Genomic DNA, 19,561 nt, shown 5'->3' on the forward strand with positions numbered 1-19,561 from the left:
ATATTGGCTAATTTACCCAAGCATAACGAGCAGCACTCAGAAGGCTGATGGGAGAATTCTAAACAAGAAATTTATTCATGTCCCTACAGTTCATTTTAAATCAATCGCAGGGGCGCTGCACCTTTTAACGAGGAGGTTTGTAATGAAAAAACCGTATGACTTCAGCACTGCGGTTATGGTGGTTATGGTTAGTGTCATTTTGATGGCAACATGGCAATTTGGTTGGGGACAGACCTATAAAGTGATGCCTTTAGGAGATTCGATCACCCGGGGGGTGGTTGGTTCCTCAACCCCTGGCGGTTATCGGGATGATCTGAAACAGAAGTTGAGTGACGAGTATGTCAATACCGATTTTGTCGGTAGCTTATCCGATGGCTCATTTTCTGATCCACAGCATGAGGGTCACGATGGCGCCAATGTCGAATATGTGAACAATAATGTTGTCTCCTGGGTGACCAATGCCTCACCTAATTTTGTGCTATTGAATATTGGCACGAATGACCTTGGTTTTACCCCAGTGGAGACGATCGCAGATAAGATCAATAGCATTTGCGATAAAATTTACAGTGTCAACAGTGGAATCACGATTTTCCTATCCAGCATCCTGCCGCGCGGCGACAATGCCACCCGGGATAGTTTGGCTAGCCAAGTGAATAAACGGATCAAGCGGATCGTGACGCAGAAATTAGAAGCTGGATATAGCATCTATTATGTTGGCAACAACGAGTTGTTCCGCGCCAACCCCAATTGGGCAACAGAGTACCTATTTGATGGCTTGCATCCCAACGATACAGGTTACACCCTGATGGCCGAGCTGTTTTGGAGCGCCATTATGAACGTCATCAAAAATGATGGTACGTTGGTCATTGATAATTTCAATCGCTCCGAGATCGGCATCGCATGGGAATACGACCCAGCATTTTCACTGGTGACAGTTGCCCCGGGACAGCGGGAACTGGAGAACACCAGCAACGATGGCGGCTGGAACATGATGGCCATATATAAAGCTGTGACCAACCCTGGCCAGGTTTCGATCCGATGGGGCCAAAACGCCGATGCACTGGGGATCGAAAATGGCGGATTGGCGCTGAAATTGAATAAACCCTCTACAACCGCCAATGGTTATCTGTTGCGCGTTGAACAGGATGGCACGCTGGATTTATGGACGATTGTGAACGGCGCTCCAAGCGAAGACCTTCATGTTGAGGTCCCAGGTAAACAACCAAAAGCAGGTCAAGTCTTTACTGTTAAGCTATCTTCTGATGCCGTTGCCCATCATTTCCATTGCTATCTTGATGGCAATTATATTGGAACGGTTTCCGATTATGATAAGAAACGCGGAAATGAAGCCGAGTTGTATGCTGGGGTGATGATCCGAGGTAGCATGAACGGTGTTTCTTTGCAAAATAATGTCGACAATTTCAATCTGGTGATTGTTGGTGATATCACGCCGCCAGCAAAGATCAAGAACTTAGCAGTATCATCGACTTCGGGTACATCTGTGACGCTAACCTGGACAGCACCTGGGGATGACAGCCTCAGCGATCGGGCGTCTTTCTATGATATTCGTTATTCCACCTCCGCGTTGACTGATGCGAATTGGAACAGCGCGAAAAAGGCGACCAATATCGACATGCCCAAAGCCCCTGGTTCAACCGAGAGCTTTGTGGTGATGGGGCTGGAAAGCAACAAGCGCTATTACTTCGGAATCAAAACTGCGGATGAGGAATACAATTGGTCGCTATTGTCCAATGTAGTCGATGCGACGACCGTCGGCGGCGCTGCGCTGCAAAAGAGTGATGATTTTAGCGATCCCAATACGCTCAATACCTTGTGGAGCGCTAATCCCTCATATGTGATCAAAAATGGAGAATTGGATAACACTTCGACGGTCAATAATTGGGGGCAATTGGCGGTATTTAAGGCCAACGTGAATCCCATCGAAGCATCAATTACCTGGTCGGCTAACGCGACTTCCGAAGGGATCGATAAAGGTGCCCTGGCCTTAATGCTGGATAGCGATAATTATACCACGGCCAATGGCTATATGGCCTGGATTAGAACGCAGGTGGGGGATAATCCTGTGCTCTATTTGTTCACCCATAAGGCAGGGACACCAGAGACCTTTTTGGGCACTTATACCGCAACAGGCCTAAAGAAACCTGGCCCTGGAGACGTGTTTAAGGTGGCTGTCAGCAGCGATGCCAGTGGTCATCATTTCGACTATTATGTGAATGAGAAATTTTATGGTCGTATTAATGATCCCAATAAAACTTATAGCAATGGCACCGATTATTACATGGGCATTGAGCTCCATGGTAACCTGGAGAACAATGTCGATAAATTTGTTACCGTGAACACAGTTGGCGCGCCTTCAGAAATGAAAAAGGTCAAGCCGATTGATACCCCGACCGGGATCGTTGGAAAACCCTTGGCCGATTCATTGATTGTTCGAATCACAGATAAAAGTGGTAATCCCATATCAGGCGTCAATGTAGATTTCACAGTGACACAGGGCGGTGGCAAAGTCGATCTCCAGAGCACGGACAATTATGTGCGGCTTGAGGCCGAAAAGGCATCGGTGATTCAGAGCCCAATGGAGATCGGGGTGGATCCTGGCGCGTCCAATAGCCAATATGTAACGCCCAATGGTGGAGTCCCCTTAGAGGGAAAGATCGAACACACCTTCTATGTCAAAGAGGCTGGAACTTATGTAATCTGGTGCCGAATTGCATTGCAAGATAATCAGCGCCATTCGTTGTTCGTTCAGGTAGATGGGAAGCCAACGATTTCAGCGACCGGCGATCCGCCTCCGCCTGATGGTGTCTGGGATTATCAAGAATATGAGCCAGGTCCCTGGGTGTGGCGCGTGGTGACCGATCGTGCTAAAAATGGCGACATCGCCACGTTCACACTGACCAAAGGCAACCATAAACTGACGATAACGCAACGTTCAGGGACGGGGACTTGGATCGATAAGATTTTGTTGTCCAATAATTACAGCTATGTTCCCTCTGGATTGGAACAAGTTCAACAGTACATCACCGATTCCTATGGTCAAGCACGGGCGCAGTACACGCTCGGCACCGTGGCTGGGGAAAATCGGGTGGAGGCGATCGCACCAGCTTATACGCTGAACGGTGCTCCAGTGGTTTTTGTGATCAACGGCAATGCCGATATCCCCACGAGTATGGTCGCCACAACAGCGACCAACGTGAATGGTGTCGGCGGACAGAAATTGGCACAGCCGTTCGAGGTGGCGCTCAAAGACAAATATAATAACGCTGCCGCGAATTATGAAATCACTTTCACCATCACCGAAGGCGATGGATTCTTAACCAATGGACAAACGGTTCATAAGGTGAAATCGGATGCCAATGGGAAAGCATCCACTTATTTGACGCTTGGCACCGAGTCCGCTACCAATAAAGTCGTGGCCAGTTTTGGGACGCTGCCACCCATTACGTTTACTGCGACAGCGACGTCAGGGATCGCCAAGACCATGCAATATCATAGCGGCAATTCTCAATCTGGCAAAGTGGGGACCACCCTGCTGAACCCATTGAAGGTGAAAATCCTCGACAATGCCGGTAATCCAGTGGTGAACCACAACGTCAAGTTTCAAGTCACTGGGGGCGGCGGTAGCCTCGTCCCCGTGGGGCTTAATGGTGAACAATTAGGTGAATCGGCAGGCTCGGTTGCGGCGATAGAAGCTGCCGCTGGGGCACCATCGTTAGATGTACTGACTGGCAGCGATGGGACTGCCGCGGTCAAACTGATCCTTGGGTTTATTGCAGGAACTAACACGGTCCAGGCGACTTCGAGTACTGGTGGAGCTGCGATGACGCCAATAGATTTCAATGCTACGGCCATTCCAGACATGCCAGATACTTTAATCCAAGTGAGTGGCAACAATCAGACTGGCGCGGCTGGAATGCAATTGAGCAATCCCTTCGTCGTCAAAGTGACCGATAATTATAACAATCCCATTGGCGACCATGAGGTGAAGTTCTCGGTAACTGCTGGCAACGGCTATCTCGACGGCACGACCAATCGTACGGTGACCAAGCGGACAGATCCCCAAGGCACGGCGCAGGTCTATTTGACATTAGGCCAGACCGCTGGGGTGGTGAATACGGTTAAGGTAGAGTCCTATTACGGCGGGCAGGTGTTGTTGAATAGTGGATTTGAAACCCTCGGTGCTGGCGGCGCTGATGTCTTCGCCAATTGGGACGAAGAGATATCTGGTACTTCCAGTATCAAAGATGAGACCGCTTCGGTCCACGGTGGATCTCATGCATGTTTGTTGCAAAAAAACGATAACGACGTCCGCATTCGGCAGACTGTGAAACTATATCCTGGTCAGGAATACACGGTATCGTTCTGGGGCAAGATCAGCGGCGCCACTAATTTTGGCGTGGCGATCAAGAATCAGTCGACCGGTCACTGGTGGAATGGTGAAAAGAACCAATGGGAAACGACCGCTTTCTCGAACAAATTTGCATTGACCGCTGATTATAAGCTCTATTCTTTGACATTTACCACGCTGAATGCCGGCGATGAATATCGGGTGATATTCGAAACGTATGCTGGTCAGACCGCTCACAGCGTTCGCATTGATGATGTGTCACTAAGTCTGAAAGCGACTGGCACAACTGCCAAGGCATTGCCTGGTTCGCCAGTCAATTTCAATGCGACAGCGGGCGTAGTCACCTCGCTGCAATCAAAGACGCCCATCAACCTCAATGGCTCGGCTGGCGTTCCGTTGGATGATACCTTGGCGGTTTACGTTAAGGACAATTACGGCAACCCAGTGGGTGGGTACCCAGTGACCTTCTCATCGACCAGCGGCGATAATCCTGGCACGTTCAATGGTCACACGTTCAAGGAGGTTGTCGCGAACACGGATAGCAGAGGGATTGCACAAGCGATCTTTTATCCAGGGAATAAACCTGGGGTAGCATCGATTGCCAAAGCGATCGCCACTGGCCTGACTGGCTCGCCGATTACCTACACGGTTCAAGTGGCCGAACTGACAGAATTAAAATATGTAGATGGCAATAATCAAACTGGCACAGTAGGCACGGCACTGCCCAAACCGCTGATTGTTAAAGTGGTGGATCAGCGCGGCAAGGCGATCCCTTATGTCGACGTCACTTTCAAAGTTGTTCAAGGCAAGGGCAAGGTGAATAGCGACTCTGTTGTGGTTGTAAAAACGGATACCAGTACTTATCAAGCGCAAGTGATTTTCACCTTGGGGCCGACGCCTGGCACCAATAACCATGTTGTCGAAGCCAGTGCCAGTTACAAAGGCAAAGCGTTAACTGGGTCGCCAGTTCGATTCACAGCGTCAGCAACGATTGGCGGAGCCAATGAGTTGGTGGAAGTCAGCGGTAATTATCAACGGACTGTGGTCGGAAGCCCGCTGGAGAACCCGCTGGTGGTAATGGTGGGAGATGTGTACCGGAACCCAATCTCTGGCCATCCTGTGACTTTCACGGTCAAGAGTGGCGGGGGTTTTCTGGACGGTGATTCCACGAAGAAGACCGTGACCAAGAACACGGACAAAGACGGGAAAGCCCAGGTCGTATTAACGGTAGGTCGCGTTTCTGGTCAAAACAACAACACGGTAGAGGTGGTTGCTTATAAGCCTGGGACTCAGACGCATTTGACCAATTCGCCGATGACGTTTTATGCTTCAGGCACCCATAGTGCTGCCCATACGCTGGAGACGGTTTCCGGTGCTAACCAACCACGGAGCCCGGTACGACAAGCGTTAGCCCAGCCATTCGTTGTTAAAGTGAAAGATCGCAATGGCAACCCTGTCTCGGATCATCCTGTGCAATGGGAGGTTGTCCAAGGCGGTGGTACCTTCGATGGCCTAACAGATTCGGTGAAGACCGTGAATACCAATGCCAATGGACTATCGCAGGTGTATTACTATCCGGGTCCGGTCGCTGGGCTGCAAAATGTAGTCAGGGCACGATCGTGGAATCAGGTGGAGCTCAATGGTTCACCGCGAACCTTTGTGGTCGAAACCAAGGAAGGTGCGGTGAGCGCCAAAAATTCGGTGGTCAGTGCCACCAGCCCGGTTCCAGCCGATGGTGAAACGAAATCGACCATTACGGTGATCCTGCAGGACGATTGGGGCAACAAGATCTCCAATAAAGTGGTAGGATTTCTGAGCGTCACTGGAAGCAACAATGTCCAATCCGGGTTCTTTGATCCCACTGATGCCACTGGGAAGGCGTTGGGCTATCTGGCTTCGAAGAAGGCTGAGGTCAAAGTCGTCAGAATCCGTGACATTACTGATGGCATCAATCTGGAGGATACAGCGTCAGTGAGATTTACGCCATTGGCCGCACATAGTATCGGTTACGTTTCTGGCACGGACCAAATCGCTAATTTCGGAACCGCGGTAAAAGATCCCATCAAAGCGGTGGTTCTGGATGTGAATGGCAATCCCATCCAGGGTCATCCGGTGAAGTTTGAGGTTTATGAGGGCGGTGGTTATATTTGGGAGCATCAACAGTTGAAGCAGCCCTTTATCTATACGGATCAGAATGGCATTGCTGCTGCCAATTGGGTATTGGGTCCATCGATCGAGGTGAACCGCGCCAAGGCGGTGGCAGAGGGATTAGCTGGTTCAGGGAACGTCCGTTATATCGCGACTGGACGCAGCAATACTGCCTCAGCTTTGAAAAAGGTGAGCGGTGATTTGCAGACTGGGACGGCTGGTCTGCCATTGGACAAACCGCTGGTGGTGAAGGTGGTGGACAAGAATAATGACCCCATTTTTGATCATCCAGTGAAATTCAATGTGGAATTTGGTGGAGGCAATTTCAGCGGAGAACCATCGCTGATCGTTCGTTCTAACCCATTTGGTGAGGCAATTGCCGTATTTACGCTTGGCAAACAGGCAGGGTCAAACGTCGCCTCGGCCAGCGCGCCAGGATTGACAGGCTCACCCCAGGGATTTACTGCCCAAGGAGTTGCTGGAAAAGCGGCCAAGATCGTCAAATGGGCTGGTGAAGGCAAGACCGGTCCCGTGGGTGGTCGTATCAGCGGGATTCAAGTGAAAGTCACCGATATTTTCGATAATGCAGTAGCTGGATACACGGTGAATTTCGCAATCAATAAAGGGGATGCCACGATTAGCGGTCCCAGTGCGATCGCCAGCGGCCCAGATGGGATTGCCTCGTTGACGATCAACGTGGGCACGACCATGGGCGAGATCGAAATCATCGCTGCGGCTCCAGGTTTGATCGGAGACGGGCTGATCATCAAGGTCTATGCGGTCGCCGCTGCCGCTGTTGAGATGAAGGAGTATGCTGGCAACAACCAGCAAGGGACGATTGAGCGAGAATTGGTCTATCCGCTCTCAGTGGTGGTGCTGGATCAATATGGCAATCCTGCTGGCGGCCAAAATATTCCCATCTCGTTTGTGATGATCGAAGGGAATGGTGTGGTGCTGGATCGCACAGTTTATAGCAATGAGAATGGCGTTGCTTCTGCGCGATTTCAATTGGGGAATATGACTGGTACCAGCTATAAGGTATGGGCGATCAACAATGGTCTGAAGGGATCACCAATCGAGTTCAAAGCCACTGGTGTCACCAACAAATTCCCGTTGTTCGATCCGATTCCAACCGCAACAATCCGGGAAAATCAAAATATCAATTTTAAGGTCAATGCCACCGATGGCGATAACGATGCGATTCGGTATGGGATCCGAAACCTGCCGCAGGGTGCCATGTTTGATTCGTTAGGAAGTCGGCAGTTTAACTGGACACCCAACTATTTCCAGGCTGGTAAACATGTGATTCATTTCATGGCCTGGGATAACAAAGGCGGTTTCGACGACGAACCGGTGACGATCATCGTGGAAAACGTCAATCGTCCCCCGCAAATCACTTATTATGAGCCCATCAGCATCAATTTAGTCGGCCACAAAAATATCGGAGAGACGTTCCGATTCCTGGTCCAGGTGAGCGATCCTGATTACGATCCGATCAGCTATTCCTGGTACGATAATAACGTGTTCGTCAGCGCGAAGAGTAACTACGATTTCTATGTCGCGGATAATATCGTTGGCAGCCATCAAATTAAAGTTGTTGTGTCAGATGGTTACGACACGGTGGAGCGCAGTTGGGCGCTGTATGTGAAAACACCGGTTCAATTGGCAAGTTTCTCGGGTCGCGTGACGGATCGGCATGTCGTGGAATTGGAGTGGGAAACTACGGTTGAAGTGGCCCATGCCGGATTCAACTTGTTACGAAAGTCGGCCTCGGATCGGGACTATCAACAGATCAATTTGCAGTTGATCAAATCTGATGGGACCAAGAAATATCGTTATGTGGATCGGTCCATCGAGGTGGGTGAAACCTACTCTTATAAACTGGAAGACGTCTCCATTAGTGGAGAAAAAACGCAACATGATCCCATTACCGTGATGGTTGAACGGCCGAAATCATTCAAATTGGCCCAAAATTATCCTAATCCATTCAATCCCAGCACAATGATCGAATACCAACTACCAGAGCAGACTCATGTAACGATCGTGATTTATAACATGCTGGGGCAGGAGGTGAGGTCATTGGTGGATGAAATAAAGCCCGCCGGCTATCATTCAGTGATTTGGAATGGTCTGGATAATTCGGGTGGCATGGTGACTTCGGGCGTATATTATTATCGCATGACCACACCGTCTTTTAATGAAGTGAAGAAGATGGTGCTTGTAAGATAATTGATATTAAATCGCCTCGGCCATGATCTCCTTTTGCGCCATCGGAACAGAAGCTTATTGGAACGACATGCCTAAAGCAAGTGTCGGGGCGATTTTGAATACGATCTGAAATGATTTATTTCCTCCGGTCGGATATGAGACTATTCTTGCCCAGCCGGAGGAAGTTTATTTTGAGCAAGTTCCTTAGGGGAAAATTGAGAAAGGCAGAAGTAATGCAAGGAGAAATGACGAATTACAAAAGGATCTTGCTGGTCAATCCAGCGATCGACAAAGAGAAGAAATATGGCAAATTGGTCAGCATGATGTTGACTCCATCGGTGCCATTGAGCATCGTTTTTTTGGGTACTTTTTTAGAAAGCCAGGGATACGAAGTCAGGCTATTTGATGAGCAGATCGAATGGCTGGATGAGCAACGCATTCAGGCGCTGGTGAATGAGTTTCACCCTGGCGTGATCGGTTTCACTTGTACCACCCCGGGGATGGCGCGCGCCCATGAGATCGCAGCCGATATTAAAAAGGTCAATCCAGAAATCAAAGTCGTGATGGGAAACATTCATCCGACTGTCCTGCCCGAGGAGACGCTTCGGGATGTCAATGTGGATTTAGTGGTGCGCGGTGAGGGCGAGTTTACCATGCTGGAATATTTGCAAGCATTGGAGCATAAGGGGGACATCAGCAAAATAGATGGCATCTCGTATCGACTCAATGGAGGGTATTATCATACTGGACAACGCGCCTATGAGAAAGATCTGGATGTATTTCCACCAGTCAATTGGAAGCTGTTGACGGATTTTCACAGCAGTTATGTGATCGAATGGATTCTCACGTCACGAGGCTGTCCGTACAAGTGCGTTTTTTGCTCAGCGCGCAGCATCTCCGGGTACAAATATCGCTTTAATAGTCCGCAGCGGGTGATCCACGAAGTGGATAATGTGGTCAATAATTATGGGGCAAGATTCTTCAGCTTCGCTGATGATAACTTTGTGGTGAAAAAAGATCGAGCCCGCCAAATTTGCAACCTGCTGATCGAGCGCGGCTATCATAAATATACCAAATGGTTGTGCCAGACCCGCGCAGATGCGGTGGATCAGCCCCTGCTGGAGCTAATGCGGGAGGCCGGCTGTGAATATATCAGCTTTGGCATCGAGACAGGCACACAGCGGCTATTGGATTTGATCGGGAAAAGCTTAAAGATCGAAACAATCGAAAAAGCAGTGAATCTGGCGCATCAAGTGGGTATCAAGACGCGGGGATCGTTTATGCTCGGGTTGCCCACAGAGACGCGTGAGGAATCGCTGGCGACCATTGACTTTGCACTTCGGCTGCCGCTCGATATTGCTAAATTCAATCTTGCAGTGCCATATCCGGGCACCGAATTGTTGAACATGGCCATTGCAGAGGGGCTTCAGGTAACCGGCGATTGGTCGAAAATCAATACCGCGGCTGGGCTGAGCGATACGCAAGCGTTCTATATCCCCAAAGGCCGCACCATGGCCGAACTGGCCAAACTGCAGAAGATGGCCCATGCCAAATTTTATCTGCGACCAAAGCAGATCTGGCGTATCCTCAAACGTGAGAATATCGATTTCAATCTGCCAAAAATCAGATCGCCACGTCAATTCTTCGAGCTTATGGGGGCAGCCGCCGAATTTCTGGTGCATACCATCAAAAAATAACTGGCTTCTCCCTCCGCAGCCTCGACTATTTGATCGTATGTTAGGCAGTTAAGCCAACCGGCAGAAACCATATTCACCGCTGGGTGATCCGCTCTCATGATCGGATCGGTCTTGATCTACCGAGAGGTGGGAGTCGTATTCGATCGAAACAACAATCATTGAAGTTTGCTGGTTTCGCCGCCGCGGAGTAGCGGATCATGCAGAGTAAATTCGGTCAGGAAGCGAGACACGCTTGCGGGGGATGCTGCGTCAATTTTAACAGGCTGTCCGAAAACTTTCGGATGTTAGGATAAAAACCAGCAACCAAATCAATACGGCCGAACGGAGAGCGGTTGGAAAAGTAGAATCGCCCTTTGCTACAAGAATGAGATGAATCAGTGATAGTTAAATTTTGTGGGGAGCATTATGAAACGCTGCAGAGTAATTGGCATTGCTTTGAGCTGGTTGCTCAGTTGGTCGATGATGATATTCGGTCAAACGGAACCAATTGATTCAAATTCTGGGAGCATGATCCCAGTAGCATCATTTTATGGTCGGGAATACATTGAGCGGATCGGCTACGCGGTGGCCGGAGCTGGAGATGTTAATGGGGATGGATTTGACGACTTTTTGATTGGCACCTTTCACAACGCTGTGATGGGAGCCGACGCAGGGGCCGTTTATCTATTTTTGGGTCACCGCTATCTCCGCTGGACAATGAACGATACCGTCAATCATGCAGATGCTCGGCTGTTGGGCCAGCAAGCATATGATGCGGCTGGGTATTCGGTGGCTTGTAACGGCGACCTGAACGGCGATGGTCTGGACGATATGATCATCGGCGCTCCGGCTGGCAATGATAAGGTGCCTTATATGCCTGGACGGGTTTATATTTTGTTCGGCCGCAAAAAAGCCAATTGGGGCTATTATTTCCGCTTGTATGACAATTGCGATGCGATTTATGAGGGCGAAGGCAATCAAGACCTCGCTGGTTTATCAGTAGCCTATATTGGCGATTTGAATGGTGATGGATATGATGATTTTTTGGTTGGTGCACCATTTCGTAATGGGAAGTATGTGGATCAGGGCCAGGTGTACCTCATTTTAGGGCGAGCCACGCCATGGCTTAAGACGGATTATTTAGCCTACGCAGATGCGACATTTATTTACGAGGTAAGCAGTGCTAAAACTGGTTACTCAGTGGCGGGAATTGGAGATGTGAATGTCGATGGGATCCCAGATTTCGCAATAGGCGCTTATGGAGCCAGTCACGTGTTTGTCCTGTATGGACGACCCAAAGTCAATTGGGGGAAAAATTTTGATCTGGAAAATGCAGATGTGATAATCTATGGCGAGAACCGATGGTCGAAGGAAGGTGTGGGTTGGCGGGTAGCGGGGGGCAGTGATGTCAATGGCGATGGCATCTCCGATCTGTTGATCTCGGCCACGCAAAATAGCGATCACGGAACTCGCTCTGGAATGGTCTATGTGTTGTTCGGCAAGAGAGGCGGCTGGGGCGTCTCGGAGATCTCTCTCAATAACGCCGATGCCTCATATTATGGTGAGCAACCAGGCGACCAAGCCGGATGGGGATTGGCGATGGCCGGGGATGTCAATGGTGATGGTTTCGGCGATATCCTGGTTGGGACTTATAAAGATGAAAATGGCCCAGTTAATGGTAAAGCCTATCTCATCAAAGGAAAAGCCTCTGGCTGGCAAAGAGATGTTTCCTTGACTACTGTGCCAGATTTTTGTGAGCGAAGTCCTGAGGGCATTGGGTATGCGGTCGCTTCGGCCGGCGATTTTGACGCGGATGGCCTCGCCGATTATGTGATTAGCGCGCCGTTCAACAGCGACATACAAAAATGGAACGGCAAGGTATATCTGTTCACCAGCCAGGAGGTGCCCTATGAAATTTCAGGACAGGTGACCTATCATCGAACTGGCCAACCCATTCCTCAAGTGATGGTGAAATTGGATACGCTTGCTGTTGCCGCTGATACCACCGATGGACTGGGTCGCTATCAAATTTTAGTGCGCGGCAAGCACGATCACACCGTTGCCATGGAAAAACTGATCAGAAGCGATCTGGGATCAGCCGTCAGCGCTTATGATGCGGCGTTGATCGCTCAAATGGCAGTGAAATTGTCTGTGCCCGATACCATCCATCGCGAAGCTGGTGATGTGAATAACGATGGCAAGGTCAGTATGTACGATGCCGCAAACACACTCCGCTGCGCCGTGCAATTACCAGCATTGCCGAACACTTATGCTGGCCAATGGGTTTTTACCCCTTCCAGCATGACTTATGATTCCGTTACCCACCATTATTCAAACCAGAACTACGTTGGTTTTGTTAGAGGTGATGTGGACGGCAACTGGCGGGCGCCTGGCTCTGGGTTGGCAAAAAGCGAAGATGGTAGCACGGGGCTGCAATTTCAGGCTGTTGTCAATGGCGATGAGCTTCGGTTGCCCATAGAATTAAATTTCGATTTCTCCATGATCTCTTTCGATCTCCACATCAGCTATCCCCAAGCATTCTTAAAATTGAAGGCGGTTGAACCTTCAACAAAGATCGCTAATTTTCAATTAGCTGTCAATTCTGAACTCAGCGGACAGGTGAAGGCGGCTGGCTTTGGCCTACAATCTATTGTTGCCCATGGGCCTATTTTGGTTTTCGTTTTTGAAACGATCAAGCCGATCGATAACGCTTGCCAGCTTCAGATCGATCATTTTGCAGTGAATCAGCAATGTTTCGCTGCGAGGGTAAAGTTGGCGGGTGCTGAACCCTTATCTAATTTGCCGCAACGGTTCGAGCTCCTTCAAAATTATCCCAATCCCTTCAATGGCACAACTCTCATACGATTTGCGGTTCCGCATACTGGTAAGATTCGATTGACCATTTATAATTTGCTTGGAGAAGAAGTGAATACACTGATCGATGAGACGGTAGCGCCAGGCAAATATCATGTGAATTGGGATGGAAAAAATAGAAATGGAGCCGCTGTTGCCTCAGGAATTTACATTGCGAGAATGGACCATCCATCAGGATCGGAGCAGATTAAGCTCATCTATATGCAATAGGGGGAGTAATTCATGACTGGAAGAATTTGGTTTGAGAAGTATGTTTTGATACTTTTGATGAACTTGATGCTGATCAAAGGCGTTGCGGGACAAAATGGAGATCAAGCGGTTTTGGGCCAGATTTATCCAGACGCAACCTTCATTTGCAAGAACGCCAACGAGCGGTGCGGCTATTCTATGGCCGGGGCTGGGGATGTCAATGGCGACGGGTTCAGCGATTTTATGGTAGCCGCATATCACAACTATCTTCACGGTTGGAATTCTGGTGGGGTGTATTTGATCACCGGCGCATTGAATCAGCGATGGGGAATGAATGTCGATATCGAAGCCGCAGCAACAGCAGTATTTCGAGGCAGCCAAGATTACGATATGGTCGGTTATTGTGTGGCGGGCAAAGGCGATTTCAATGGCGATGGACTGAGCGATATGATTATCGGTGCGCCAGGCACCTGGGATCGAATGCCCGAAACTCCAGGATGGGCTTATCTGGTGTTTGGGAAAAAGGAAATGGATTGGGGCAAAGATTATCAATTGGAGGCCTCCGCCGATGTGAAAATCGTGGGCGAAAAGCCCCTGGATCAATTTGGCTATGCGGTCTCTTTCGTCGGTGACATCAATCATGATGGGTATGACGACATCATCTGTGGCGCACCTTATCGCAATCAATATCAAAAATGGGATGGCAAGGCGTATTTAATTTTGGGTGCTGCCCAGGGTTGGGATGGCAATCATCTGGTGGCGAAAAAAGCCGTGGCATCTTTCGTGTTTCCAGCCGAACAAGCGTTGACCGGCTATTCGGTCGCTGGAGTGGGCGATGTGAATCAGGATGGCACACCAGATTTTGTGATTGGCGTGCCTGGAGCTAATGTCGCCTGTTTAATATTGGGTAGACCAGCCGTCGATTGGGGGCTCGATTTTGATCTGCGGAATGCTGACTCTAAATTCTGGGGCGAGGTTGATGGCGATTACGCCGGCTCATGGATCAGCGCAGCGAATGATGTTAACCATGATGGCTATCCAGATTTCATGATTTCAGCTATTCAGGCCTATTTCAATGGGGGCAAAATTTATGTGGTCTTAGGTAGAAAACGCTGGACTGAGAGCGATATCTCTTTGAAGACTGCCGACGCTTCGTTCCGAGGAGAGGACGTGGAGACGCATACCGGCTTCTGTACCTCAGGATTGAAAGATTATGATGGTGATGGCTATGACGACCTATTAATCGGTGCTCGCTACCTTAATAGCATTGATATTCCACATGCCGGCAAAGTCTATGTGATCAAAGGTCGACCTGGTGGTTGGCAGCATGACGCCGATCTGGAAAATAGCGATTATTACTTCTGGGGGCCAGATTCCATTACGTGTGCTGGCTGGCAGGTGGCGGATGTGGGCGATGTGAATGGCGATCATGGTCATGATTTTATCGCCTCAGGACCATTTAACAGCACTGGTGCTCATTGGGGCGGAAAAATATTTTTCTTTTATGGCAAAGATATCGCTTATCATATCTCTGGAACAATTGTTTATTACTCCCATTTCCAGCCAATCTCTGATGCGAAATTGACGGTCACTGGCAATGTGGCTGATAGCACTTTGAGCGACCGAATGGGCCGTTATTCTCTTTGGCTCAAGCCGAATGGGAATTATCGAATCGCCGCTACAAAAGCGGGTCCGATTGGGAATCAAGACTATGCGATTTCAGCCTATGACGCGGCAAGGGTAGCCAGCCATGCCATCGGAATAGATACGCTTTCAAATTGGTCCCGAAAAGCAGCCGATGTCGATCAAAATGGCGTAATTCAGATGTTCGATGCGGCGCAGATCGCCCGCTATGCTGTCGACCTTCCTGCACTGGAATCTTCTCATGTGGGCGAATTCCGTTTCGATCCAGAGAGCCGATGGTACTCCAATTTGGGACAATCCTTTCTGCAAGAAAATTTTATTGGGCTGCTATTGGGCGATGTAGATGGCAATTGGCAAACTCATACCACTATTGCAGCCAAAAATACTGGGAATTCGATATTGCCAAGTAGCATTGTCACGTTATTCAATTCGCGACCTTCGATCCCATTGACGATCAATGATTTCGCCAATGCCAGATCTGTCGATATCCAGTTCGAGTTTGATCCAACGCAACTGCAATTTCTTGAGCTTCACCGAACTGAGGTCACAAAAAATTTCTCATTGGTACTGAACGCTAATGTGCCAGGCTTGATAAAAATCGCTCTCTTTAGTGCGACTCCCGTGCACTTTCAGGGAGAGATCGCTCGATTGCAATTTAAGCTTGTGAATTTGAATAACACTAATTTAGCCCGCCTGAAAATGACTGTAATTCGCGTCAATGATGTCCGATTCCCGCCTGAGGAGACATTAATTTTCATGGTTGACAAGAATGGCCTAAACATCGCAACAGAAGCAACATTGATCAGTCAGCCCAATCCATTTAATCCAAGCACCACTCTCATCTTTAAAAATAATATGGCTGGTAAGGGGAAGCTGATGATCTATGATGTATTGGGAAAAGCGGTGCGCTGTTTTGATCTGGGATTTTTGCTGCCGGGCGTACATCAAGTGTTCTGGGACGGGGCGGACGACAGTGGCAACGAGCTATCCAGTGGCGTTTATTTCGCCAGATTTCAGTGCGATGCCAAGGAGAGCATAATTAAATTGATCAAGCTAAAATAACGAGGAGCAATCATGCAAAGGTGGAAGCTTGGGCGTATTTTCGTGCTCAGCGCCATCATCATTGCATGGGGGATCAATGATGGATTCGCGCAAGTCAAAGTTACAATCGCCGATGTTGCAGCGACGCCTAAAAGCACGGCCAGCGTGGCAATGTTGGTGAGCGATTTATCTAATTATGAGATCATTTCCTATCAATTTGAAATTTTGTATGATTCGCTGGTTGCTCGGGCGAAAGGGGTGGCAGTTGAAGGCACGATAACCGCGCCATGGGGCAGCCCCGCGGTCAATCTGGATAGCGCTGGCAGAATGCTCGTTGGCAATTTCGGGACGCGGCCGCTTTCGCCAGGCGATACACTGCTTAAACTCATCTTTGCGGTCGTCGGATTACCGGGCGATACGAGTACGATCATCCTAAAGGATTTTCAGTTCAACAATGGCAATCCCATGGCCCTATCGAAAAACGGGCGACTAAAAGTTCTATCGCCCAGCGGTGTGGCCCAGCCTTCGCCGATCGTACCGCGAAAAGCAATCTATCTCTCTAACTCGCCAGAGCCATTTTGCGACCGCACCACGATTCAAATGATTCAGCCTTCTCCAGGAGCAATCGATATTGAGATCTACAATGTACTTGGACAGCGGATCAAACGATTAGGAAACTTTGATTCAAATCGATCCTTGTTGGAGATCGACTGGGACGCGACCGACCAGCAAGGTGGACCAGTGCCGGCTGGCATCTATTTCTGTATGGTGAGACAATTCAATCGGATTCTGGCGGTTGATCGGATGATATTCATCAAGTGATTGAGGAGATTATGGTGCAATTACGATTTCTGATATTTGGTTTTATTTTGTCCATGATGGCAGCGATGACGCAGGCTCAGGTGCAAGTCACCTTGCCAGACACCACGGCAAATTGGAATAGCTCGGTGACCATCTCCATCCGCGTTAGCGATGTCACTGCTTATGGCATTTATTCATATGAGTTCATTTTAAATTATAATGCTCTTGTCTTAAAGCCTACGGCGGTCGATCATAATAATACGCTTGCTTCGAATTGGCAAAAACCAGAGGTGAATGATTCAACCAAAGGTGTTTTGGTTATTGGTGGCTATGGAGCGAATAAGTTAGTGGGTAATGGCCGATTGGTCAATATGACATTTCAGGTGATCGGTCAACCCGATCAGGTGAGTGATTTGACATTTAGCTATTTTGCCTTCAATGATGGTAGGCCAACGCCAACATTGTCCAATGGTCGGGTGAAAGTCATCACCAATTTAGTACCGGTAACGATAACAACCAACGTACTATCTGGCACCGAGGTCGTGGTGGACGGGAGCTCGCATGCTGCGCCCTATAATACCTATTGGGAGAAAGGCAGCAGCCATCAGATCTCTGCGCCGGATCTGCAGACCATTGGAGATAGGCGATATAATTATCAGTCATGGAGTGATCAGGGGGCGCAAACTCATACCGTCTCAGTAACCCAACCAACTACATTTACCGCAAATTATAGCACCCAGTATCTGCTGACGATCCAGACAGCCCACGGCACGCCGCAGGGGAGCGGTTGGTATAATGCAGGTGCTGTGGCCAGTTTTTCCATCGATTCATCTCTTATTGAAAATGGGGATACAAAATATTTGTTTGTTTCTTGGACTGGCAGTGGCTCAGGTTGTTATATTGGGCCGTTGCGCAAGGCATCCGTGGTCATGAATAACCCAATTGTCCAAACAGCGAATTGGTCAACTCAATATTACGTGGATATTCGCACTGATGTTGGCAAATCTTATGGAAGCGGATGGTATTCTCCAGGAGCGCTAGTGGCATTTGGCCTCGATTCCTCAACCATTATTCGATCGGATGCTCATTATCGATTCCAATCCTGGTCTGGAACTGGGCCCAATAGCTACTCCGGGACGAACCTTAGCGCCACAATCACTGTGGCTGGCCCAGTAGTCGAACAAGCAATTTGGGATAGCGAATTTTTATTGGTCACTGGTTCGCTTCCAGAGGGGGTGCTTCAAGTGCCTGGCGCTGGCTGGTACGCGAAAGGACAATCTTTTACGACTATTAAAGCCCCAGATCCATTGATTGTGAATCAGGTCAGTTATCGATTCAAGGGATGGAAAGTCAATGGGGCGATCGTCCCAGGCAATCCAGTGACGGTGGTGATGGACGGACCCAAAACAGTCATCGCTGATTACAGCAACGATATTACCGTGGTGGTAACCACCAATGTCGGATCAGGCACAAAGGTGATTGTTGATGGCGAAGAAAAAAATGCTCCATATACAGCCCAATGGATCGCAGGGACGCGACATGGCATTGGTGTCGTCAACGTTCAAAATGGTGCGCCAGGAGTCCGATATAGTTACGTCCGCTGGAGTCATGGCGGAAATCAGACCCAGGAAGTTGTCCCAACGATGAACACCACTTATATAGCTGAATTGGCGACCCAATATTATCTTGAAGTGACAGATGAACCATCTGGGATCGCGAATCCAAAAGGCACTGGTTGGTACTTGGCTGGGCAGTTGGTCATCTTGGACAGTTTGATTCAAAATAAAATTGCGGGCCAAACCAGTTATCGTTTTATTAAATGGCAAATTGATGGAGCTGATAGCCTAAAAAAATCTGTGCGGCTAATGATGAGTCAGCCGCGTCAGGCGGTGGCAGTTTATCAGAAAGGCTTTTTTATCTCAGGTAATATCACTTTTGTGGGCAGCAATCCCAAGCCATTGACCTTGGAGGTTATTGGCGCAGAAAACTTCTCAGTGCGATCGGATAGCAATGGGTATTATGTGATCGCTGGACTGGTCAATGGGGATTATACAATTCGCCCTCGTCACCCTGCCTTCAACATTGAACCGAGCCAGCGGTCTTATAAAGTCAATCGCAATTTTGAAAATGAATACTATTTTGCCTTTTATATAACTGCGATTTCATCGCCAGAAGGGCCAACTCAGTCTCCAGATCGCTTTGAATTGTATCAAAATTATCCTAATCCAGTGGCAGATGAAACCGTGATCGAATATGCTGTAAAAGGATATGTTCCGATTCGAGTCGCAGTTTATAACATCCTGGGTCAGGAGATCGCCCAACTTGTGGCAAATCGTCAGCCTGCTGGGCGCTATCGGGTGCAGTGGAATCGAACCGACAATCATGGGGCACGCGTGCCGCCGGGCATGTATTTCTATCGCATCGAAGCCCCCAATTTTGTCCAGATTCGAAAAATGATCGTGCTTTAGCTGAAAGCTCGAAACCACAGGCGGTTGATATTGGGCCTGATCTTCATTCCGTGGAAGCGCTCGTGAATGATATTTGGATTGCTCCATGTTATAGATCATGATGAGGCAAGAATTTTTAAATGAGGGGATGCTCAATTTTCCTT

At 48.9% G+C, this 19,561-nt stretch carries 6 protein-coding genes; all 6 read left to right on the plus strand.

Translation table 11 applies throughout. The annotated features are described in order from the left end of the window. Positions 1-142 precede the first annotated feature (142 nt). The 6 genes from ONB37_01685 (at position 143) to ONB37_01710 (ending at position 19,418) form a co-directional block, all read left to right on the plus strand. Complete coding sequence (locus tag ONB37_01685) at positions 143-8,746, plus strand: GDSL-type esterase/lipase family protein (protein ID MDZ7398852.1); 8,604 nt, start codon at positions 143-145, stop codon at positions 8,744-8,746. Between the two features lie 224 nt (positions 8,747-8,970). After that, on the plus strand, positions 8,971-10,422 hold the full coding sequence (locus tag ONB37_01690) for a B12-binding domain-containing radical SAM protein (protein MDZ7398853.1): 1,452 nt from the start codon (positions 8,971-8,973) through the stop codon (positions 10,420-10,422). Between the two features lie 405 nt (positions 10,423-10,827). Then, positions 10,828-13,485, plus strand: coding sequence for an FG-GAP-like repeat-containing protein (locus ONB37_01695; protein ID MDZ7398854.1), 2,658 nt, complete (start codon positions 10,828-10,830; stop codon positions 13,483-13,485). A 12-nt stretch (positions 13,486-13,497) separates the two neighbouring features. Next, positions 13,498-16,170 (plus strand): dockerin type I domain-containing protein, encoded by a 2,673-nt coding sequence (locus ONB37_01700; GenBank protein MDZ7398855.1) that lies wholly within the window; start codon positions 13,498-13,500, stop codon positions 16,168-16,170. A gap of 12 nt (positions 16,171-16,182) precedes the next feature. Then, positions 16,183-16,971, plus strand: coding sequence for a T9SS type A sorting domain-containing protein (locus tag ONB37_01705; GenBank protein MDZ7398856.1), 789 nt, complete (start codon positions 16,183-16,185; stop codon positions 16,969-16,971). 11 nt (positions 16,972-16,982) lie between these two features. Then, the gene (locus tag ONB37_01710) at positions 16,983-19,418 is read left to right on the plus strand and encodes a cohesin domain-containing protein (protein MDZ7398857.1); all 2,436 of its coding nucleotides are present in this window, start codon (positions 16,983-16,985) and stop codon (positions 19,416-19,418) included. Positions 19,419-19,561 lie beyond the last annotated feature (143 nt).

It is taken from the genome of candidate division KSB1 bacterium, from assembly GCA_034506395.1.
GTDB lineage: Bacteria > Zhuqueibacterota > Zhuqueibacteria > Thermofontimicrobiales > Thermofontimicrobiaceae > Thermofontimicrobium.